19 protein-coding genes and 1 riboswitch are annotated in these 19,910 nt (G+C 38.9%); of the genes, 12 read left to right on the top strand and 7 right to left on the bottom strand.

The window, feature by feature from the left end:
• Window positions 1-75 precede the first annotated feature (75 nt).
• The 3 genes from I6E80_RS10345 to I6E80_RS10335 all read left to right on the top strand — a co-directional run bounded on the left by I6E80_RS10345 (window position 76) and on the right by I6E80_RS10335 (window position 3,235).
• Window positions 76-789 carry a 1-acylglycerol-3-phosphate O-acyltransferase gene (locus tag I6E80_RS10345; RefSeq protein WP_024598877.1) on the top strand — a complete coding sequence of 238 codons (714 nt, stop codon included), beginning with the start codon at window positions 76-78 and terminating at the stop codon, window positions 787-789.
• On the top strand, window positions 789-1,124 hold the full coding sequence (gene rraB / locus I6E80_RS10340; protein ID WP_007376503.1) for a ribonuclease E inhibitor RraB: 336 nt from the start codon (window positions 789-791) through the stop codon (window positions 1,122-1,124). The genes I6E80_RS10345 and rraB overlap by 1 nt, the downstream gene beginning before the upstream one ends.
• A 926-nt stretch (window positions 1,125-2,050) precedes the next feature.
• A complete protein-coding gene (locus I6E80_RS10335) occupies window positions 2,051-3,235 on the top strand; it encodes a polysaccharide lyase family 7 protein (RefSeq protein WP_197185493.1) in 1,185 nt (394 codons plus the stop codon).
• Between the two features lie 55 nt (window positions 3,236-3,290).
• On the opposite strand, the gene I6E80_RS10330 is transcribed toward I6E80_RS10335, so the two are convergent.
• Window positions 3,291-4,262: a zinc transporter ZntB gene (locus tag I6E80_RS10330; RefSeq protein WP_076925088.1), complete on the bottom strand. Its 972-nt coding sequence runs from the start codon at window positions 4,260-4,262 to the stop codon at window positions 3,291-3,293.
• A gap of 285 nt (window positions 4,263-4,547) precedes the next feature.
• On the opposite strand from I6E80_RS10330, the gene I6E80_RS10325 reads away from it, so the two are divergent.
• Genes I6E80_RS10325 through I6E80_RS10315 form a run of 3 tightly spaced genes read left to right on the top strand, consistent with a single transcriptional unit; the run spans window position 4,548 to window position 6,935 of the window.
• A complete protein-coding gene (locus tag I6E80_RS10325) occupies window positions 4,548-4,982 on the top strand; it encodes an ATP-dependent zinc protease (RefSeq protein ID WP_024596236.1) in 435 nt (144 codons plus the stop codon).
• Window positions 4,983-4,984: 2 nt separating this feature from the next.
• Window positions 4,985-5,890 carry a 30S ribosomal protein S6--L-glutamate ligase gene (rimK, locus tag I6E80_RS10320; RefSeq protein WP_002961977.1) on the top strand — a complete coding sequence of 302 codons (906 nt, stop codon included), beginning with the start codon at window positions 4,985-4,987 and terminating at the stop codon, window positions 5,888-5,890.
• Entirely contained in the window at window positions 5,877-6,935 is a 1,059-nt protein-coding gene (locus I6E80_RS10315) for a succinylglutamate desuccinylase/aspartoacylase family protein (RefSeq protein ID WP_121953615.1), read from the top strand. Before rimK ends, I6E80_RS10315 begins: the two co-directional genes overlap by 14 nt.
• A gap of 104 nt (window positions 6,936-7,039) precedes the next feature.
• Here I6E80_RS10315 and I6E80_RS10310 read toward each other — a convergent pair whose 3' ends face one another.
• The 4 genes from I6E80_RS10310 to recQ all read right to left on the bottom strand — a co-directional run bounded on the left by I6E80_RS10310 (window position 7,040) and on the right by recQ (window position 11,678).
• On the bottom strand, window positions 7,040-7,612 hold the full coding sequence (locus I6E80_RS10310; RefSeq protein WP_024596238.1) for a mechanosensitive ion channel domain-containing protein: 573 nt from the start codon (window positions 7,610-7,612) through the stop codon (window positions 7,040-7,042).
• 69 nt (window positions 7,613-7,681) lie between these two features.
• Window positions 7,682-9,391 (bottom strand): ShlB/FhaC/HecB family hemolysin secretion/activation protein, encoded by a 1,710-nt coding sequence (locus I6E80_RS10305; RefSeq protein ID WP_197185492.1) that lies wholly within the window; start codon window positions 9,389-9,391, stop codon window positions 7,682-7,684.
• A 171-nt stretch (window positions 9,392-9,562) separates the two neighbouring features.
• Entirely contained in the window at window positions 9,563-9,847 is a 285-nt protein-coding gene (locus I6E80_RS10300; RefSeq protein ID WP_024598872.1) for a DUF3630 family protein, read from the bottom strand.
• A 7-nt stretch (window positions 9,848-9,854) separates the two neighbouring features.
• Window positions 9,855-11,678, bottom strand: a complete 1,824-nt coding sequence (recQ, locus tag I6E80_RS10295) for a DNA helicase RecQ (protein ID WP_197185491.1) — start codon at window positions 11,676-11,678, stop codon at window positions 9,855-9,857.
• A gap of 468 nt (window positions 11,679-12,146) precedes the next feature.
• Between recQ and I6E80_RS10290 the strand changes: the two genes are divergently transcribed.
• Together I6E80_RS10290 and rarD are read left to right on the top strand one after the other, a co-directional pair.
• Window positions 12,147-12,602: a thioesterase family protein gene (locus I6E80_RS10290; RefSeq protein ID WP_024599000.1), complete on the top strand. Its 456-nt coding sequence runs from the start codon at window positions 12,147-12,149 to the stop codon at window positions 12,600-12,602.
• Between the two features lie 51 nt (window positions 12,603-12,653).
• A complete protein-coding gene (rarD, locus tag I6E80_RS10285; protein WP_197185490.1) occupies window positions 12,654-13,571 on the top strand; it encodes an EamA family transporter RarD in 918 nt (305 codons plus the stop codon).
• Window positions 13,572-13,587: 16 nt separating this feature from the next.
• Here rarD and I6E80_RS10280 read toward each other — a convergent pair whose 3' ends face one another.
• Together I6E80_RS10280 and I6E80_RS10275 are read right to left on the bottom strand one after the other, a co-directional pair.
• A complete protein-coding gene (locus tag I6E80_RS10280) occupies window positions 13,588-14,823 on the bottom strand; it encodes a response regulator (RefSeq protein WP_024598998.1) in 1,236 nt (411 codons plus the stop codon).
• Window positions 14,824-14,908: 85 nt separating this feature from the next.
• Window positions 14,909-15,283 carry a DUF413 domain-containing protein gene (locus I6E80_RS10275; RefSeq protein WP_007583734.1) on the bottom strand — a complete coding sequence of 125 codons (375 nt, stop codon included), beginning with the start codon at window positions 15,281-15,283 and terminating at the stop codon, window positions 14,909-14,911.
• Between the two features lie 91 nt (window positions 15,284-15,374).
• Here I6E80_RS10275 and I6E80_RS10270 point away from each other — a divergent pair, with 91 nt between their 5' ends.
• The 4 genes from I6E80_RS10270 to I6E80_RS10255 all read left to right on the top strand — a co-directional run bounded on the left by I6E80_RS10270 (window position 15,375) and on the right by I6E80_RS10255 (window position 19,909).
• On the top strand, window positions 15,375-16,247 hold the full coding sequence (locus I6E80_RS10270) for a LysR family transcriptional regulator (RefSeq protein WP_024598997.1): 873 nt from the start codon (window positions 15,375-15,377) through the stop codon (window positions 16,245-16,247).
• A gap of 166 nt (window positions 16,248-16,413) precedes the next feature.
• Window positions 16,414-17,346 (top strand): porin, encoded by a 933-nt coding sequence (locus I6E80_RS10265; RefSeq protein ID WP_076925095.1) that lies wholly within the window; start codon window positions 16,414-16,416, stop codon window positions 17,344-17,346.
• Between the two features lie 364 nt (window positions 17,347-17,710).
• A riboswitch (cobalamin riboswitch) is annotated at window positions 17,711-17,843 on the top strand.
• Window positions 17,844-18,090: 247 nt separating this feature from the next.
• Window positions 18,091-18,903, top strand: coding sequence for an ABC transporter ATP-binding protein (locus I6E80_RS10260; RefSeq protein ID WP_197185489.1), 813 nt, complete (start codon window positions 18,091-18,093; stop codon window positions 18,901-18,903).
• Window position 18,904: 1 nt separating this feature from the next.
• The gene (locus I6E80_RS10255; RefSeq protein WP_197185488.1) at window positions 18,905-19,909 is read left to right on the top strand and encodes an iron ABC transporter permease; all 1,005 of its coding nucleotides are present in this window, start codon (window positions 18,905-18,907) and stop codon (window positions 19,907-19,909) included.
• The last annotated feature ends 1 nt before the right edge of the window (window position 19,910 follow it).

The following is a 19,910-nucleotide window of genomic DNA, read 5'->3' as shown; positions in this document are numbered from 1 at the left end:
ACTTGTGCGCTATTGACTCGTTTGTGTCACAAAATAACGCTATAATAATCATAATTGATTTTTGGAGAAGCCCATTTGCTAGCTGTCATACGCGTTTTTATTATGCTGCTGTTTATATTATTCAGTTGTATTTTTGGTTTATTACTTTCGATTGTAAGACCATTTCATCCTAATAATGTACATATAATAGCGGGTTGGTTTGGCTCAATGGCTAAAATGATTGGCGTTGAGTTAGTTTTAACACGTCATAAAGATGCCGTTGATCCAGGTCCTGCGGTTTATGTTGCTAATCATCAAAATAGCTACGACTTATTTACAGTGCCAGCAATGGTGCCAAAAAATTGCGTAAGTTTAGGTAAAAAAAGCTTAAAGTGGATTCCGTTTTTTGGTCAGCTTTACTGGTTGTCGGGTAATATATTAATAGACAGATCTAATCGCTCCAAAGCGGCGGGAACTATTTCAAAAGCAGCCGAAAAAATTAAGAAGAATGGCTTATCTGTATGGATGTTTCCTGAAGGTACACGAAGTTACGGAAGAGGTTTATTGCCGTTTAAAACTGGCGCGTTTCACACCGCAATGAGCGCAGATGTACCCATGATTCCAGTATGTATGAATACAACACATAAAACCATTAAGCTAAATCGTTGGGATAATGGTACAATTCACATCGAAATGTTAGCGCCTATATCGCTTGATAAAAACACTAGCGCGCGTGAGCATGCTAAAAGCGTGCATAGCATTATGGCTGCTAAAATAACTGAATTAGATGCTCAAGTGAGAGATAAATAATGGAAAACTGGCGTGAAATAAGTGAAGACATCGTAAGTTCACTACTTGAAGATGGATCAGATCCTGAAATACTTTATGAAGTAGAACACCATTTTGTATGTGAAGACTTCCCTAAGCTAGAGCAAGCAGCATTGGCTGCTTTTAAACTAGGCTACGATGTTGAAGAGCCAGCAGAGCTTGAGCTTGAAGACGGCAGCAAAATTTGGAGCTTCGACATAGTAGTAGAAGCTGAGCTAGACGTAGACGTAATTATGGAAGACGTTGATAAGCTAGCGCAACTAGCCGTAGAATGCGAAGTTGAGTACGATGGTTGGGGCACTTACTTTCAAGAGTAATGCAGCTAACTAGAGTCTAGATTTATTAATTTGAAAGCGAGTATTGTAAAAGTACTCGCTTTTTTGTGTCTCGAATTAGGGAGTGCTAATTTTACATGATTCAAACTTGCTTACATCCATGTAAGAATAAGTTAACCGAGCGCAGCTTCCGCGTTCTGCTCACGCCCCTCACCTGTATCCATATAGACAACAAAGTGTTACTCACTCCAAAGAAATCTCAAAATTAGTACCTGTTTAGTATTTCAATTTCATCATCACCTATTAATTTGAAAGGTTAATCTCACATATAAAATTTACTTTTAATTATTTATTTGCACTCATATTTTGAAATTTTAAATTATATAAGCGCGTATTTTTAAATTTTAGTCATGCAAATTTACCTTTATAACTAAAGTTAAATTAAATTTTAGTCATGCAAATTTACCTTTATAACTAAAGTTAAATTAAATTTAACAGGTATTACCAGTCTGTTTTGGTAACAATTTTATCAGGAAATAACGGTGTTTATTCATAAGGCATTAAGTTTTGCGTTAAATATTGGTAATAGTGGTTTTTATTTTAGGTACTACTATTTTCTTAAATTTAAAATTTATTACATAGTGTAAATAGAAATCAATACGTTTTTAAGGTATTGTTTTTAAAGTTTTTTTTTGTATTTTAAAGATATCCCTTTAGCGGTTTTATAGTTTTCATGGTAACAATTAACTTGTTGACATATTGGTAACAAAAAATATAGCCTTGTTTTGCCGGTTAGGTGATGGTTTTGGTAATACCAATTTAAAGGTTTTTTCTTTTCAAATTCTTTTTTGTTGTTACCAATTTTTTGGGTTTAAAAGTCTGTTTAAATGATGCGATCTAGGTTTGGTTTTTATCGCCAAGCTAAGCTGTAAGGTTGCTTATTATTCAGGTTTAAAGGAATAAAAATAATGGTTAAATTTAAAAAGTTACTTATTTGCTCTGCAGTTGCTGCAAGTACTTCTTTTGCGCACGCTGCCTCGATTGAAAATTCAGGTTTCGAAGGTGGCTGGAGTAATTGGAATGAAACAGAGCCTGCAGCGCTATCTTCAGATTCGTATAAAGGCTCTAAATCACTGAAAATACAAGGTAGCCCAGGGCGTGTTTATCAAAATGTAGATGTAGATCGAAATACTCAGTACACGTTAAGTGCCTATGTACTCGGTAAGGGGCAAATCGGGATCAATGATCTTAATGGTTTGTTTAAAAGTGAGAAATTCAATGTTTCTTCATGGACAAAAGTATCTAAAACTTTCACCACGGCTAACACTGGTTCACTACAAGTATTTGCTAAGCATGATAAGAGTTCAAGCGATGTTCGTTTTGATGACTTTTCGTTAACTAAGGGTAGCTCTTCTGGCGGTGGAGACACAGGTGGTGATACTGGCGGCGGTGATACGGGTAGTGGCTCTGGTATAGCGAGTAACATCACCAACGGTAGTATTTTTGATCTTGAAGGTAATGATCCTCATCCATTAGTAAATAGCGATACTTTGGAGTTTGTTCCTTTAGAAGCGCGTCATATCACTCCAAACGGGAATGGCTGGCGTCATGAATATAAAGTTAAAGAAAGTGCACGTGTTGCAATGACCGAAACCTATGAGGTTTTTGAGGCAACTGTAAAAGTTGAAATGTCAGATGGTGGTAAAACAATTATCTCTCAGCACCATGCTAGCGATACCGGGACAATTTCTAAAGTGTATGTTTCAGATACAGATGAATCTGGATTTGATGACAGTGTAGCTGGAAATGGCATTTTTGACGTTTATGTTCGTCTGCGAAATACAAGCGGTAGCGAAGAAAAATTTGCCCTTGGTACTATTACTAGTGGTGGCTCGTTTACTCTACGTGTTGAAAATAATTATGGCGATGTTGATGTTAGCGCACTAGGTCGCTCATTTGGTATACCTGTAGAAGATGACTCAGAGTCATACTTTAAATTTGGTAATTACCTACAATCACAAGACCCTGATACATTGGATGAGTGTGGGGAATCGGGTAATTCGGATTCTTTCAAAGAGTGCTTTGAAGATTTAGGGATTACAGAATCTAAAGTAACGATGACAAATGTTAGTTATACCCGAGAAACTAACTAATTAGCTACTCAATCATGGCCACTCAATTGAGTGGCCATACTAAAATTGCTTTAATTTATAGCCATTTTTTATTTTTAAAATACACACCAATACCGCCAGTAAGCACAATTAAAAATATGACAAAAGCACTAAATGCATAAGGGCTTTCGGTACCCGGAATACCCCCTACGTTTACACCTAACAGGCCAGTTAAAAAGCCTAACGGTAAAAAAAGTGCCGCTACTACTGACATAACATACATTCGCTGGTTTAACTGTTCAGATACTTGGTTAGTGATTGTCTGCTGAATGATTTGCGCACGCTCAATCGAGCTATCAAGCTCCTCTAAATAACGAATAAGTAAGTTAGTCGTTTCATTAAGTTTTGCTTTATCGTCATCCAACAGCCAGGAATAGTGATTATTTACCATTGAGCTAAGGGCTTCTTTTTGCGGTTTTAAATAGCGTTTTAAGGCAATTGTTTGACGGCGTAACTGTGATAAACCTTGGTTATCAAACCTTTTACTAGGTTCATCTATTTCTTCTTCAAACTCATCGAGTGTTTCATCTAGTGAATCAATAACGCTTTGCATGCGAGAGGTTAGTTTTTGTGTAATGGAGCATACTAGCTCAGAAATATTACATGGACCTTTGTTTTCATTTAAACACGCAAGCGTATCTTGCACCGATAATAAACGGCGCTTACGGGTGGTAATAAGGATATTTTCACTAATAAATAAACGAATTGAAACCATGTCTTCAGGGCTTTGTGCTGGGTTTAAATTTACACCACGTAAAAATAACATGTGCCCATTAGTTGTTGCTGTAATACGTGGTCGTGTTTCATCAGCAATTAAAGAGTCTAATTCGTAATCGTTTAAATGAGGCTGTGCCTTGAGCCACTCAACCGCCTCACTTTGGCTATAGTCCATGTGCACCCAAAGTTTCCCTTGGCTTGGTTGCCAGCTATTTAGCTCATTCGTGCTTTCAATAGGGCGAGCGCCGCCTTGTCCATCAAGTACAAGTGCATGTAGTAAACCATTAATCATAATTATTTCTCATAATAGTGTATTTTTAATACCGTTAACTATAGTGTATCTACTTAAGTATTTTAAACTTACCTTTATTTTTAATAAGTTAAGTTTGAACAACCAAATAAATGCAGAGCCTAGGGGCTGAGCAAAGTAGCATAAAGTACTGTTCAGTAAGGCGTGCATTGTGTGACTAGTTGTTTAAAAAGATCAATTTAATTTACTAATCGACTAGATAAATTTATTTCGTTGGTGTTTTTTTACCTGTAGCGTATAAGTCACTTTTTTATTAAGGGCACATTTATGACAGCAAAGATTACAGTTGGTTGGCGTGAGTGGTTAAGTTTACCTGAGCTTGGTATTAACGATATAAAAGCAAAAATTGATACAGGCGCTCGCACTTCATGTATTCATGCAATTAACATTGAAGAATACGAAGTTGACTCAGAGAAATGGGTTAAATTTACGGCCCAACCATTGCAGGATGATGAGCAAACGCAAGTCACTTGCAAGGCAAAAGTTAAAAAAATGAAGTACGTAACCAGCTCAAGTGGGCAAAAAGAGTTACGCTACTTTATAGAAACGACATTGCATGCAGGCGAGCATAGTTGGCCGATAGAGCTTACTTTAACAAGCCGTGCAACAATGAAGTTTAGAATGTTATTAGGGCGTACAGCCATGGAAAATCGTATAGTCGTTGACCCGGCTTTATCTCAACTATTAGGTCGTAAGGTTTAACTATGAAAATCGGTATTTTATCTCGCAACAGAAAACTATATTCAACACGTCGCTTAATTGAGGCGGCAGAAGCACGCGGTCACGAAGTTAAGGTGATTGATGCATTACGCTGCTATATGAATATAAACTCGGAGCAACCAGAAATTCACTATCGCGGTGAAAACTTAAAAGAATTTGACGCAATCGTCCCGCGTATTGGTGCATCGGTTACATTTTATGGCTGTTCGGTACTTCGTCAGTTTGAAATGATGGGTGTTTACCCAGTAAACGAATCAGTCGCTATTTCTCGTTCGCGCGATAAATTACGCTCACTTCAGTTACTTTCGCGCAAAGGCGTTGGTATGCCAGTGACAGGTTTTGCTAGCAAACCAGATGATGTAAAAGACTTACTAGAGATGGTAGGCGGTGCACCTGTTGTAATTAAATTACTTGAAGGCACACAAGGCATTGGTGTTGTACTTGCTGAAACACGCAAAGCGGCAGAAAGTGTTATTGAAGCATTTATGGGCTTAAAAGCTAATATTATGGTTCAGGAATACATTAAAGAAGCAGGTGGCGCGGATATACGTTGTTTTGTACTAGGCGATAAAGTAATAGCAGCAATGAAACGTCAAGCACAAGAAGGTGAGTTCCGCTCTAACCTTCACCGTGGTGGTAGCGCTACATTAGTTCGCATTACTCCAGAAGAACGTAAAACGGCAGTAGCGGCGGCTAAATCAATGGGCTTGAACGTAGCGGGAGTTGATTTACTTCGCTCATCTCGTGGACCACTTGTAATGGAAGTAAACTCATCACCAGGTTTAGAGGGCATTGAAATAGCAACAGGTAAAGACATTGCAGGCATGGTGATTGATTTCATCGAAAAAAATGCTTCAAGTAAAGGAACAGCAACACGTGGCAAAGGTTAAAATTAACCGTCCTTTTACCTTATTAGGTGAAAGTGTAGGCGTAGGCGAGCGTAAAACACTTGCCTTAGAGGCAGCTAAACTTTATACCCATTCACCACTTAATATTCCTATTGAAGTGGTTAATGGTGTAATGGAAGGCCCTGTGCTTATGGTGTGTGCGGCGATCCATGGCGATGAACTAAATGGCGTAGAAGTTGTGCGTCAGTTAATTGCTAAAATAGACCCAAGCCAACTGCGCGGTACAATAATTGCTGTGCCTATTGTGAATGTGTTTGGCTTTATTCATAAATCGCGTTATTTACCAGACCGACGCGATATGAACCGTAGTTTCCCAGGTTCTGAGCGTGGCTCACTTGCTGGGCGTATGGCTTATATGTTTTTTAATCAAGTGGCAGTACATTGTACTCACATTATTGATTTACATACTGGCGCTATTCATCGAACTAACTTACCGCAAATTCGCGCTAATTTAGAAGATGAAGCAACGGCTGATATGGCTAAAGCATTTGGTACACCAGCGGTAATAAATGCGTCATTGCGTAATGGTTCATTACGAAGTGAAGCTGCAAACCTAGGTATACCGGTTATAACCTATGAAGCAGGTGAAGCACTGCGTTTTGATCCTATAGCTATTGCGGCAGGTGTGCAGGGTGTTGATTATGTTATGCGTCATTTAAAAATGATCCGTGGCAAGCGTCCTAAAAAGTTACCAGATCCTATCATTGCCGGTTCGACTAGTTGGATACGTGCAGAGGTTGATGGCATTGTGCGTGCACAAGTATCACTAGGTGAGCATGTGACTAAAGGGCAAGTACTTGCTTATATTAGTAGCCCATTAGGCGACTCTGAGCTTGAGCTTCTAGCGCCCAAAGGCGGGATTGTTATTGGTCAGCAAACTATGCCATTAGTAAATGAAGGTGACGCGGTATTCCACCTTGCTTACTTTGCAAATGACAATAGTTTAGTAGAGCAGCAACTAGAGAACTTTATTGATGAAATAAACGATTTAGATGACGAGCTTAAAACAGCTGAACTAAATAACTAATAGCTAAACTAAACTCTGTTTAGCTAAGCATTAAAAAGCCGCAGTAGGTAATTACTTACTGCGGCTTTTTTGCGGATATTGCTTTATCAACGATGCTTTTTAAGCTATGTTTTTTTAGGGCCAATAATACGCTTTATAACGGGCGCTTTTGTTGGCTTTGGTTCTTTATTTAAAACCATGACAGGGCGTGTCACAAATAAATTATTAGGATAAATTACACGGTGCCCATCAATGTGTTCAAGCACTACATTCATCAAGCCCATTTCTACTATTCGACCTTCAACATGGTTAGCACCGTCAATAATTCGTACCCAATTGCCAACTCTGCAGTCGTTTTGAATAAACATCAGTAAAAATGCGGTTAGGTTACTCAGTAATGACCAAGCGGCAAAAAGCGCTACGCCTAACATGGCAAATAAAGAGGAGCCTAAAACCAATAAACCACGCAGCTCTATACCCCAAAATACTAAAACTAAACAAAGCACTACAAAGGCGAGTATTATTTTTAGTAAGAGCTCTGCACGGTACTTTCGATGTAAATCCACTTTTCCTTTAATTGCTTTTTCGAGTAATTTTTTGGTTATTTTTAATAGCAGAGGGAAAACCAAAATAGCGATTACAGTGACAATTAACTTATATTGTGATGCAAACAATTCTAAAACTTCTATTACTTTCACATTAGGCCCTGAGCTTTTATAAAAATTTAATTTAGTGCAATTGATATTAGTTTAACGCGTTTGTATTATTTAAAAAGTGTTTTTAACGCTCACGAGCCACTGTACTGAGTCTACATCATCGTAGCTATCAACTGGGGCTGCAATATCAATGTGGATCATGGTGCCTGAGTTTGCACGACTCGGTGCTAAACGAAGACCCACGCCTATATTTTTTAATACATGTGCGTTTTCACCGTTATCTTTATCGTTAAACCATGCTCTGCCTACATCTACAAAAGCTGCGCCACCCACTTTAAATAATTGCAGTAAATCGTATTCCCAGTAATAACGCTTTTCTAAATTAACTAAAAAACTACGGTCGCCATGTTGATAATCCATAGGGTAACCACGTAGGCCTGTTTCGCCGCCTAAAGTAAGTTGTTGATCAGCAGTAAGGTTTTTGGCGTACTGCATGCGGGCTTTAACATACCAAGATTGGTCTTCACTGGTATTTAAATAATATTGTATTTGGCTGGTGGCCATAAAGTTTTCGAGCTTTTTCTGCTCTTTATTCCAATAGCCATCAATATCTGCGCTAAAGCGCCATAAAGTATTATCGTTAGTAAAGTGGGCTTTTTTGAAGTTAAATGAATACACTGCGCGGCTGTCGTCATTACTTAATGACTCGTCTGAATAGCCAATTAAGCTTTTAATATTCCAGCCTAAATTTAAATCTTCTGTGCGAGATATGCTGTCAAAATTGCGTACTTTTATATAGTTATCTTCAAACCAATGGCCGCTTATAAAGGGGTAGCTTAGGCTTCTGTCATCGGCAAGTGGTGCAAAGGTTGTGTCTATTGCTTCAAAGGTATGTTGCTCGTCGGTGTAACCTAAGGTTAAGCGCTGGGTCCAATTATTATTAAGTGCTTTTGAGTGCCCTATAAATGCACGGTTTAAATCGGTAGTTTGATCAAATTCGCTAAACTCTTCGCCGCGTTTATATAGCGACTCTTCGCGCTGCTCAGAATAGCTTAAAATACCGTAACTAAAAGGGGTGTCTATTGCGTAAAATGGGTAGGTAAGCTCAAGTAAGTGGCGCTTGCCATCGCTATTATCTGCATATTCTAAACGGCCGCGGTAGCGGGTAGATAAAATATTAGGATCGTCGTAAACAAATAAATAGCCGCTACGATCGCTGTCGGTCGTGCGTGACAAAGAAAGGCGCTTACCCCAACCAAGCAGGTTTGATTCTCTAAAACCTATACTCGATTTGTTTTCTCCACCGCTACGGCTAAAGTTTACTTCTGGTAAAAGTGTCCATAAGTCGCGGGTAACCACTTCTACATTAACATTGCCGTCGCAATTTTCGGTTGCACTAATTTGTGCATCATATAAATAGCTTTCTTTACGAAGTAAACGCTCAGATTCAGCAAGCTTTTTAGCGTCGTACTTGTCACCAGGGGAGAATAATAAAAGGTTATTGATTACATCGGGCTCTGTTTGAATATGAGCGCGGTTAGCAAATCGAAATAGTGCATTATTTTCCTCTTCAAGCTCAGTATTAAATACATTAAGTTGCTTGAGCTTTATTGAGGCTATTTTTGCGTTACTGTTACTATTTGTGAGGGATGTTTTGTCTTGGACTTCTCGGCGTAAGTTTTTATCTGTGCTTAAATCTGTCTGTTCTACAAGGCAGTTATCTGTTTTCGTTGAAGATTGTTGTGCGAATGCATTAGGCACATAAGAGCTTAAAACCGTTAAGCTAATACAACACTGTGCTATCCATTTCTTGTTCACCATTAAACCTCTTTACTGCTACGTAGCAAATGACTACCGTAATATCAGCTTACATCATTGTTATTATAATGTAAGTAAAAGGTATGGATTTTGAAACTAATTAATTGTTACTCATATTCACTTTTGTTAATAACCAACCTGGTTTAGAGCCGCCTGTGCGCGAGGTATAAAAAGCTAACTTAAATAAAATGCTAAAGCGGCTAATAAGTGCTCAGCTTCACGGCCTTCGGCATTAATCCAAATACTTTGGCTATAATGCTCATAGTTTAAATTAAAGGTTTGCTGATGATAGGTAAAGCGAACTTGATGGCGATCGGCACCTGCAGAATACTCGTTGAGTGTTACATCATCTGAGTGTAAAAATAGGGTACTCCACAGCTCAAAGTCTTCATCGTTTGGCGGCTCGACTGGTGTAATTAAAATGTATTTATGGGCGTGGTCATATTCTATTTGAGTCATAACTTTCTTAATTTGTAGCTAGGTAATTACGAATTGCAGTTAAGAATTCGCCGCCGTATTTATTTAATTTGGTAAAACCTACCCCCGACACTTTTAAAAATTCGCTGTCGTTTGTTGGCATAAGCTGCGCCATTTCGGCTAGCGTTTTATCATTAAATACCACATAAGGTGGTACATCATCGGCATCAGCAAGTTCTTTACGTAGTGCGCGCAGGCGAGCAAATAGTTTTTTGTCGTAATTAAATTGCGCTAACTTATCTTGATAAACGTGTTTGGCTTGCAAGCGTGGTTCGGCTAATTGCAGTGCGTACTCGCCTTTTAAAATTGCACGCGCGGCTTCGGTTAATCTAAGTGACGCACCTTGCGTTATATCTTGGCTAAGTAAGCCTTGATGAATAAGCTGGCGTAAAATACTGAGCCAAAATTCACTGTTTTTGTCTTTACCTATGCCGTAAGTACTTAGCTCATGATGATTGTTATCGCGTATGCGGCTAGTATTTGCACCACGTAGTAATTCAACAATGTAGCCAAGACCAAAGCGTTGGTCAGCTCTATATACACACGAAAGTGCTTGCTGGGCGACTAAGGTACCATCAAAGCTTTTTGGCGGGTTTAAGCAAATATCGCAGTTGCCGCAAGGCTCGCGTTGATATTCACTAAAGTAATTAAGTAATATTTGCCTACGACACGTTTGTGCTTCTGCAAAGCTTGCCATTGCGTTAAAGCGTTGTTCTTCTACGCGGCGGCGTTGTTCGTCGTCTATGTCTTCAAAAAAGCGTCTTACACGGCCAATATCAGCTGGATCAAAGTACATTATGGCCTCAGCTGCGAGTCCATCTCGCCCAGCTCGACCTGTTTCTTGATAGTAAGACTCTATACTTTTTGGAATATCGTAATGCAGTACAAAACGCACGTTAGGCTTATTTATACCCATACCAAAGGCAACGGTTGCGACCACTATTTGAATATCGTCACGGGCAAAACCAGTTTGAACAAACTGTCGTTGCTCATTACTCATACCAGCGTGGTAAGCGGCAGCGTTTAACCCTGCATCAGCCAATTTTTCGGCAATGTCGTCTACACGTTTACGGCTGGTGCAATAAATAATACCACTTTGGCTTTTTTGCTCTTTTAAGTAACGAAGCAATTGCACCATAGGTTTAAATTTTTCTTCTATGGTGTAGCGAATATTAGGGCGATCAAAGCTGCCAGTATGGATATAAGGCTGTTGTAGTTTTAGTTGTTCAACTATATCAAAACGGGTGGCTTTATCGGCAGTTGCAGTTAGCGCCATCATGGGGACGTGTGCAAAACGCTGCTTTAATTCATTTAATCTAAAGTAATGAGGCCTAAAGTCGTGACCCCAATGCGACACACAATGCGCTTCGTCAATGGCAAATAAACTCACATTTAAATGTGATAAGCGTTCTAAAAATTCGCGTTGTAATACTTTTTCAGGTGCCACATATAAAAGCTTAATTTGCCCCTGATGAAGCTGTTGATACACTAATTGCTGCTCTTCTCGCGCTAAGCTGTTATTAACGTAAGCTGCTTTTACCCCAAGTGCTTGCAGCTGTGTTACCTGATCTTGCATAAGCGATATAAGTGGAGAAATAACAATAGTTACACCCTCAAGCACTAAAGCAGGAATTTGATAGCATACTGATTTTCCGCCGCCGGTAGGTAGTAATACCAGAGAGTCTTGACCATTAATAGCAGCGTCAATAACTGCTTTTTGACCGTCGCGAAATTCACTGTAGCCAAACACTTGTTTGAGGACAGTTTCGGGTTTACGCACTAGTGTGCTCGAAGAGGGAGTTGATGTATTCATTGGCGGGTATTTTAGTGGTTTTTTAGTGAGATGTCTTTAGCTGAGTTACTTAACCTTACCCCTATTGTAAGTAAATTTAACTCTGCTAGGGTCTATTGATCTTTGCGGATTAAAATTTGTTCAGACTAGGGGCTATTTAATCGCGGCGCGAGGTTTGTAACCTAGTGGGCTAAGTAAAAACCGAGCAACAAAGAGTAAATAGCCCCTAGGAAGAACCCTTTGGGCAGCGCCTGTTTGTCATTAATGCTACGTTATCGCCCATTTATGGGGAATAACCACACTACATAGGCTCTGCCTTGCCTAAATACCAAACAGACTGCTGCAAATTTAACCTTGAAAGATCAACAGACCCTAGTGTTGAAATAGCTTTTTAATATCAGGCTTATTTAAAATGACTTAACGAGAGCCTCGTAGTTTTGCTTAAGTTGTGCTTTACTCATCGTACCAGTTTAAACATAGAGAATAATAATGAATAAAGAAATGTTAATTGAACAAGTGGGCGCATTGTTTGTAAATGGCATGCCATTTAATCAGTTTTTAAATATCTCGGTTGAGTCACTTACTCCAGAGCAAGCAAAAATAAGTTTTCCTTGGCAAGACGTATTTATAGGAAACCCTGCGCAAAAAATATTACATGGTGGCGTTATTTCAGCCGTTCTCGACAACGTAGGAGGCATGCTCGCGGCAGCGAGTGTAATTGATAAGCTAACCGATATAGACATTAAGAGTGTACAGCAAAAGCTAGCAACCCTTGGCACTATCGATTTACGAACCGATTATTTGCGCCCAGGAAAAGGGGAGAGCTTTATAGCAAGTGCCACACTTATTCGCTCAGGCAATAAAGTATGTGTGTGTAGAATGGAATTGCATAACGAACAATCTGTTCAAATTGCTTTTGGAACTGGTACGTATTTAGTTGGATAAAACGCGCGTGGCAAGTAAACTAGCGGCCTTTTAAATCACTAAGTGTTTATTATGTCGATTGATACCGAGCAGCGTAAAGGTGCTATTTTTGCTTGTCTTGCTTTTTTTATGTGGGGTCTTGCGCCAATATACTTTAAGTTAATTCAGCATGTTACTGCCTTTGAAATTTTAATGCATCGGGTTGTTTGGTCGGTTGTATTTTTAGTACTGGTAGTAAGTGTTTTAAAGTATTGGGGCAAAGTAAAACGCATCATTGTTCAGCCTAAGCTTTTGCTTATGCTTGTTATTACCTCTGCGCTGCTAGGGTTTAACTGGGGTTTATTTATATGGGCTATAAATAATAACCATATGCTTGATGCGAGTTTGGGCTATTACATAAACCCTCTCTTAAATGTATTGCTGGGAATGCTCTTTTTAGGTGAACGCCTGCGTAAGTTTCAAGGCGTAGCAGTGGCACTTGCCTTTAGTGGTGTTGTACTGCAGTTAATTAGTTTTGGCTCGTTTCCGGTAGTTGCATTTTCATTGGCTATATCGTTTGCGCTTTATGGTTTAATACGTAAAAAGTTACCTGTTGAAGCTCTGCCTGGTATTTTACTTGAAGCACTTATATTACTGCCTGTTGCACTGATTTATTGGTGGTTAATGGTGCCGACACCAACTTCAAGCCTCCCAGCTAACGATTGGCATACAAATGCATTACTCATTAGTGCCGGTATTGTAACTACATTACCATTACTGTGTTTTACCGGTGCAGCTAAGCGCTTGCAATACACTACACTTGGCTTTTTTCAGTACATTGGACCAAGCCTAATGTTTATATTAGCAGTGGTGTTTTACGGTGAAATTTTTGATGCTGAGCGTGTAGTAACGTTTGCATGTATTTGGAGTGCATTAGCTATTTTTAGTTGGGATTCTTATCATCAATCACGTAAACGTAAAAAAGCGGCGATTACAGCCGCAGAAGTATAATTAACTAATAAAATGGTTAACTAACTACTTTATTACGACCAGATTCTTTAGCATCGTAAAGTTTTAAATCGGCCTGTTTTAATAGTTCATCAATTTGATAAACAGGCCCGTTTGAGAAGCCAATAGAGATAGTAAATTTAATTTTAGCTTTACTAAATTCTTGGCTATTCATTTCTATAAAATACCTAAAACCTTCAAGCCTTTTTAGTGCTTCTTGTTTATCAGTGTCGGCAAAGTACACTGCGAATTCTTCACCACCTAAACGCGCTACTAAATACTTTTTAAAATATTTACTAAAGCAAATAGAAAGCCCTTTTAATACTTCGTCGCCTACATCATGTCCGTGTGTGTCATTAATCACTTTAAAATGATCAATATCAAGCATTGCTAAGGATCCTGAACCTTGCTTACTTTTAATCTTTTTAAGTGACTTATTGGTTTCTTCAAAAAAGTAACGGCGATTAGGTAAATTAGTTAAATAATCAGTGTTAGCTTGCCGTTTTATTGTGGCCATAAGCTCTAACATATCGACGTTTTGGCTTAGACGACAATAAAACTCTTCATTATTAAAAGGTTTACGAAGGTAGTCGTTTGCACCATTTTTTAAAAACAACGTTGATAAATCAGACGAGTCTGCGGCAGAAACACCAATAATCACTTTTTCATCGTTGTCATATAAACGACGAATTTCAGTGCATAGTTCATCACCATTCATGTTTGGCATTTCGTTATCAGTAATAATTACAGATATATCAGGTGAGGCTTCAAGCGCGGCTAGTGCTTCTATACCGTCTTCGGCTTGTAGAATTTGATATTTATGACGTGCAAGCAAGCTGCAAATGTAAGTACGTGTAGATGCAGAATCATCAACAACAAGCACTTTTACATTTTCGTTGCGAGTTAATCTAAGTAATTGTCTTTCGAGGTATTGATACGCTTGTTTGTTTTCTTTAATGATGTAATCAATGATTGGATATTTTTCGACTGTATCGCGGGTTTGTTTATCAATATTACCCGTCATTACAATAGTTGGAATGTCAGCCTTAACAGTACACGGTACTGCTTCACCTGATGGGGCATCAGGTAATATAAAGTCGACTACAGCACAAAAGTAGCTATTTTTACTTATAAGCTCTTTTGTTTGTGCTAATGACTCAGCTATATCAACTTCATAACCTGCTTTAAGCGCGATGTGCTTTTGCACTCGCGCCATTGCAGGTGTATCTTCAACTATTAGTATTTTTCGCGTCACGTAACACCTTGTTTATATTTTGCAAAAATATTTGCTTATACAAGTTGTAACTGTTAAAACGCAAAAAAGCAAATAACTTAAGTACTTACAGGTTATCCGCTTCTGAATAATACTCTTGGCTAATTGGTGCTGGCCCTGACATTTTTGAACGGCCAAATAAAGTATGAAATTTAGTTTTACAGGTCGTTAGCTTTAAGTATTTTACCCAAGCTCGTTCGATTGGGTTAGTAGGTTCTTGTGAGCCAGTGACTACTGCTACAAACTGTTCTTGATGTTCGTTTTGCGGCTCAATTGTTTTGCTATATAAGCCTCTTAAAACAACACCGTGTTGTTCTAATATACTGGCTTCTAATAAGGTGAAGTTTCCGCTGCGGCTAAAGCCACGTGGAAAATTCTGATCATCATAAAATTGACGTTGGCTAACAAATGCTTGGCGTAGTAATGAAATGTTATTGCTCATAGCTTTATCCTCATACCCTATTAATTAGCTGGAGTATGATGCAAGTTTGGCAATTTATTAAACAAATTATTTTTATCGTGAGGATAAAAAATTGGATATCGATTTATTAAAAACATTCGTTGAAGTAGTGCGTACGCGTCACTTTGGTAAAGCGGCCGAAAACCTTTATATTACGCAGTCTGCAGTGAGCTTTAGAATTCGCCAATTAGAGCAAGGGCTTGGTGTTAATTTATTTATACGTCAGCGCAACAATATTCAACTTACCGCACCAGGCGAGCGCTTATTACCGCACGCGCAAATGATTATTACAGGTATGCAGCGCGCCAAAGTAGATGTTGCGCTTGCCGATAATATGCATAAGCAAATTAGCTTAGCAGGAACGCCTAATATTTGGGATGCTTTTTTACAGTTTGGTATAACAAATATTGTATCGGCGATGCCGGGCGTGTCGTTGGTTGCAGAAGTTAAAGCACAACAAGAAAGCACTCGACTATTATTAGAGCGCACGCTTGATTTGGCAATATTGTTTGATCCACCAAAAGTAGACGAGTTAGTAGTAGAGCGAATTTGTGAGTTGCCAATCATTCCTGTAAGCGGATATGACACAGCAACCAACGAAAACTTTTTTGATAATCAATATGTGTATGTTGATTGGGGAACTACTTTTTCTCTTTGGCATGCACGCCAGTTTACAGGAAAAACGCCACCTTACTTTAGAACTAGCACAGGACGTATTGCACTTGATTTAATACTGCAATGTGGTGGTAGTGCATTTATACCTCAAGTATTGGTTGAAGGGCATTTAGAAAAAGGTGAGTTGTTTCATGTTAAAGGGGTAGAAAACACCTCAAGAGACGTATTTATCGCATACCACAGAGACAACGAGCAAAAAGAGCTAATAGAAACCTTAGTTAATTTACTTTCGCAAATGACGCCAAGCTTGTCTTTAAAGCAAAGTAAGTAAGAGAGACCATTTATTAAACTTTCATGTTATTTTGATTTCATATTTAATGCATTTTTATTAATAAAAAAAGACATTAATATTTCCATTGTAATATTACTGTCATTTAGCGATGACAAAATGCAGCAGTTTTAAAAATTAGTCTTTTGTGATTATCCAAGGAAATAACATGAAATTTGTAAAATCGAGCTTATGCTTAGCACTATTAAGTGGTTTATCTTTTAATGCACTTGCCGACGTAGACATTTACGGTAAAGCGAATGTAACAGTGCAATCATCAGATGATGGCGAAGGGTCTTTTACTGAGATAAAAAGTAATGCATCTCGTCTTGGTGTTAAAGGTTCTGAAAAAATAAATGATAGTTTAGAAGCGGTATATAAGTTTGAGTTTCAAGTTGATGTGTCTGATGCTGATTCAAAAGGCGATAACGACGACAATATTTCTGCGCGTAACCAATACGTTGGTTTAAAAGGTGCGTTTGGCCAAGTAGTTATTGGTCGTAACGATACTGCGCTTAAGCAATCTCAAGGCAAGTTGGATTTATTTAACGACCTTGAAGGCGACATTAAAAATGTATTTAAAGGTGAAAACCGCTTAGGAAATACAGTTAGTTATTCATCAAACTCATACGAAGGCTTTAAAGTACTTGCTACTTTTGTAGCTGAAGACGATGTAGACGCTGATAACGGTTACTCAATGGCAGTGACCTACGGTGACGTTGCACTTAAAAAGAGCGCGGTATACGCCTCTATTGCAGCCGATAGCGAAGTAAATGGCTACGATGTAGTGCGTGCATCAATCCAGGGTAAAGTTGAAAACTTTAAATTGGGCGCAATGTACCAAACACAAGAAGCAGTAGATGGCAGCGCAGAAGCGGATGGTTACTTGCTAAATGCTGCTTACAGCATGGGTAACAACACATTTAAAGTGCAATACCAAGATATGGACTTTGACGACAGCGACGATAAGTCAGCAATTTCAGTTGGTCTTGATCACAAATTAAATAAAAACATTAAAGTATTTGGTTTTTACTCAAGCTTCGATATGGACAACAACGTTGACCAAGACTACGTAGGCTTAGGTATTGAATACAAGTTTTAACGGCAGGGCGTGTTTATCTTTGGTGGTTGAATTTGCAGCAGTGTGTTTGGTTTTTAGGCAAGGCAGAGTCTGTGAAATGTGGTTATTCCCCATAAATAGGCGATAACGTAGCATAAATACCAAACATGCGCTGCCCTCAGGGTTCTTTCTAGGGACGATTTACTCTTTGTTGCCTACATGGATGTAGGTAAGGGGCGTGAGCAGGACGCGGAAGCTTTGCTCGGTTTTTACTTAGCCCACTAGGTTACAAACCTCGCGCCGCGATTTAATCGCCCCTAGATTGAACAAATTTAAATCCACAAAGGTCAATACGCCCTAGTTAAAACACTCCCTTTTTAACCGCGCTCTTTTGAGTGCGGTTTTTTTTGCTTTAAATTATTTACTTAGCCGCCCATAATAGAGCTTCATTTGGAATGAGGTGCGAGTCCTCGACTGTTCCCGCAACTGTAAGCAGCTGAGCTGTAAGTCAGATACAAATGGTATAATACCAATTTTATTAAAAACATGATCTTTCTAGCGAATTAAATAACTTACTAACTTTGTTAAAAATTATTCATATATAACAACTATATGTCATAATTTCCGCCTTGTTATTAAGCTATTTATTTGTTGCTGTAATAGCTCACTAATTTAATGCAATTGGTATGAATTTTTTTAACGAGCGGGTTTACTCATTTTTTTCTTGTAGTGCATTAGTATTTTTATCGCATTTTTAGTGAGTTTAACCTAGCCTAGGACTGACTATTGCACACTCAAACGCCATTAAATACACCATTGCTAAACGTTAAAAACGTATCGTGGGATATTGGCAATAAAACGATTCTCAAAAAAATAAACCTTAAAATAACCACAGGTAAATTTGTTGGCTTAATTGGTCCCAATGGCGCAGGTAAATCGAGCTTATTGCGTTGTTTATATCGTTTTAATAAACCTAGTGATGGCGTTGTAGAGTTTAACAACACCGACATTTGGCAGCTAAAAAGCGATGAGTACGCAAAAAAAGTAGCGGTTGTTTTACAAGAAACCCCGTCGCAATTTAACTTAAGCGTATTTGACGTTATTGCGCTTGGCCTAACGCCTCATAAATCGTTATTTAGCTCAATAACTAACATTGATAAACAAAAAATCATTCAAGCAATCAACACCGTAGGGTTGGTAGATCATAGCGATCAAAGCTTTGAGTCGCTCTCAGGCGGTGAAAAGCAACGTGCCTTGATAGCCCGCGCCATAGTCCAGCAACCTCAACTGTTAATAATGGACGAGCCAACTAGCCATTTAGATGTTAAATACCAAATACAGGTAATGGAGCTTGCTAAATCGTTGGGTGTAACGGTGTTTGCATCGTTTCATGATTTAAACTTAGCCTCGGCAATGTGCGATGAACTAGTGGTTATTAAAAATGGTGAAATTACGCATTCAGGCGCCCCAAGTGAGGTATTAACCGAAAACATGTTAGGCGACGTTTTTGGTGTCTGCGCCCAAGTAAATAACCACCCGCAAATATCGAAGTCGGGAAATAGCATCCCTCATATCACTTACTTTTATGGTTACAAATAATATGAGCGCAGTTAATAATCGCCACTCATTTGCGCTTTTTATAAGTGCTGCAGCTGCTTTATTTAGCTTATTTGCAGCACTTAGTTTTGGTGCAGCAGAGACCTCACTTCAAGACGTACTTAATAGCTTTTTACTCTCAAATGATGCGTCTTTTAATACGCGTATTATTTACGAGCTAAGAATGCCACGCACATTACTCGCCTTTTTAGCAGGCTCCGGCTTAGCAATTGCGGGGCTTATTTTACAAACGGTAACGCGCAACCCCCTAGCCGACCCTTACTTATTTGGTATATCGTCGGGTGCCTCATTTGGTGTGGTGTTACTTATGGCATTAGCAGGCATTAGCGCAGGCTTTATGCTATCGGCAGCAGCGTTATTAGGTAGCTTGCTCGCTATGAGTTTATTAATACTTATTGCAGGTAGGCAGCAAAGTGCACAGGTAGAATCAATGTTATTAGCTGGTGTTGCTCTGTCGTTTTTATTTAGTGCGTTTACCAGCTTGTTGCTTTATTGGAGCAACCCTCAGGCGGTAGCCGCTATTTTATTTTGGACACTGGGCAGCTTTGCTCGTGCGCAGTGGGCTACGCTTTGGTTACCTTTATTGGTAATTACATTGTGTACGTTTGTAATGCTGAGCTATAGAAGGCAGCTCAATGCCATGTTACTTGGCGATGAAAGCGCAATTACATTAGGTGTTAGGGTCCAGCGCTTTAGAATACTTATGCTAGTTTTGAGCTCATTAATTACCGCTGTGCTGGTGGCTATGTGTGGTGGTATTGGGTTTGTAGGATTAATGGTACCGCACATTGTGCGCTTTTTTATCTCCCAAGGCACCATCGCGGGATTGCTAGTAACCAGCTTAATGGGCGGTACATTTATGGTGTGGGTTGATGTACTTTCGCGCTCCTTGCTAAAAAACCAAGAGTTACCTGTAGGTGTTATAACCGCTGCTATTGGTAGCGTGTTCTTTTTAAGTTTATTGTTTTTTAGAAAGCGAAGGGTGTAAT

It is taken from the genome of Pseudoalteromonas sp. NSLLW218 (genome assembly GCF_015864775.1).
In the GTDB taxonomy this organism is placed as follows: Bacteria; Pseudomonadota; Gammaproteobacteria; order Enterobacterales; family Alteromonadaceae; genus Pseudoalteromonas.
Note: the sequence above shows the minus strand (reverse complement) of the source record. Positions and strands in the feature narration are given on the sequence as shown.

Bases quoted from the DNA above. Each gene is read 5' to 3' on its own strand.
- rraB (WP_007376503.1), top strand. From the start codon at position 789: ATGGAAAACTGGCGTGAAATAAGTGAAGACATCGTAAGTTCACTACTT.
- I6E80_RS10335 (WP_197185493.1), top strand. From the start codon at position 2,051: ATGGTTAAATTTAAAAAGTTACTTATTTGCTCTGCAGTTGCTGCAAGT.
- I6E80_RS10330 (WP_076925088.1), bottom strand. From the start codon at position 4,262: ATGATTAATGGTTTACTACATGCACTTGTACTTGATGGACAAGGCGGC.
- I6E80_RS10325 (WP_024596236.1), top strand. From the start codon at position 4,548: ATGACAGCAAAGATTACAGTTGGTTGGCGTGAGTGGTTAAGTTTACCT.
- rimK (WP_002961977.1), top strand. From the start codon at position 4,985: ATGAAAATCGGTATTTTATCTCGCAACAGAAAACTATATTCAACACGT.
- I6E80_RS10305 (WP_197185492.1), bottom strand. From the start codon at position 9,391: ATGGTGAACAAGAAATGGATAGCACAGTGTTGTATTAGCTTAACGGTT.
- I6E80_RS10300 (WP_024598872.1), bottom strand. From the start codon at position 9,847: ATGACTCAAATAGAATATGACCACGCCCATAAATACATTTTAATTACA.
- recQ (WP_197185491.1), bottom strand. From the start codon at position 11,678: ATGAATACATCAACTCCCTCTTCGAGCACACTAGTGCGTAAACCCGAA.
- I6E80_RS10290 (WP_024599000.1), top strand. From the start codon at position 12,147: ATGAATAAAGAAATGTTAATTGAACAAGTGGGCGCATTGTTTGTAAAT.
- rarD (WP_197185490.1), top strand. From the start codon at position 12,654: ATGTCGATTGATACCGAGCAGCGTAAAGGTGCTATTTTTGCTTGTCTT.
- I6E80_RS10275 (WP_007583734.1), bottom strand. From the start codon at position 15,283: ATGAGCAATAACATTTCATTACTACGCCAAGCATTTGTTAGCCAACGT.
- I6E80_RS10265 (WP_076925095.1), top strand. From the start codon at position 16,414: ATGAAATTTGTAAAATCGAGCTTATGCTTAGCACTATTAAGTGGTTTA.
- I6E80_RS10255 (WP_197185488.1), top strand. From the start codon at position 18,905: ATGAGCGCAGTTAATAATCGCCACTCATTTGCGCTTTTTATAAGTGCT.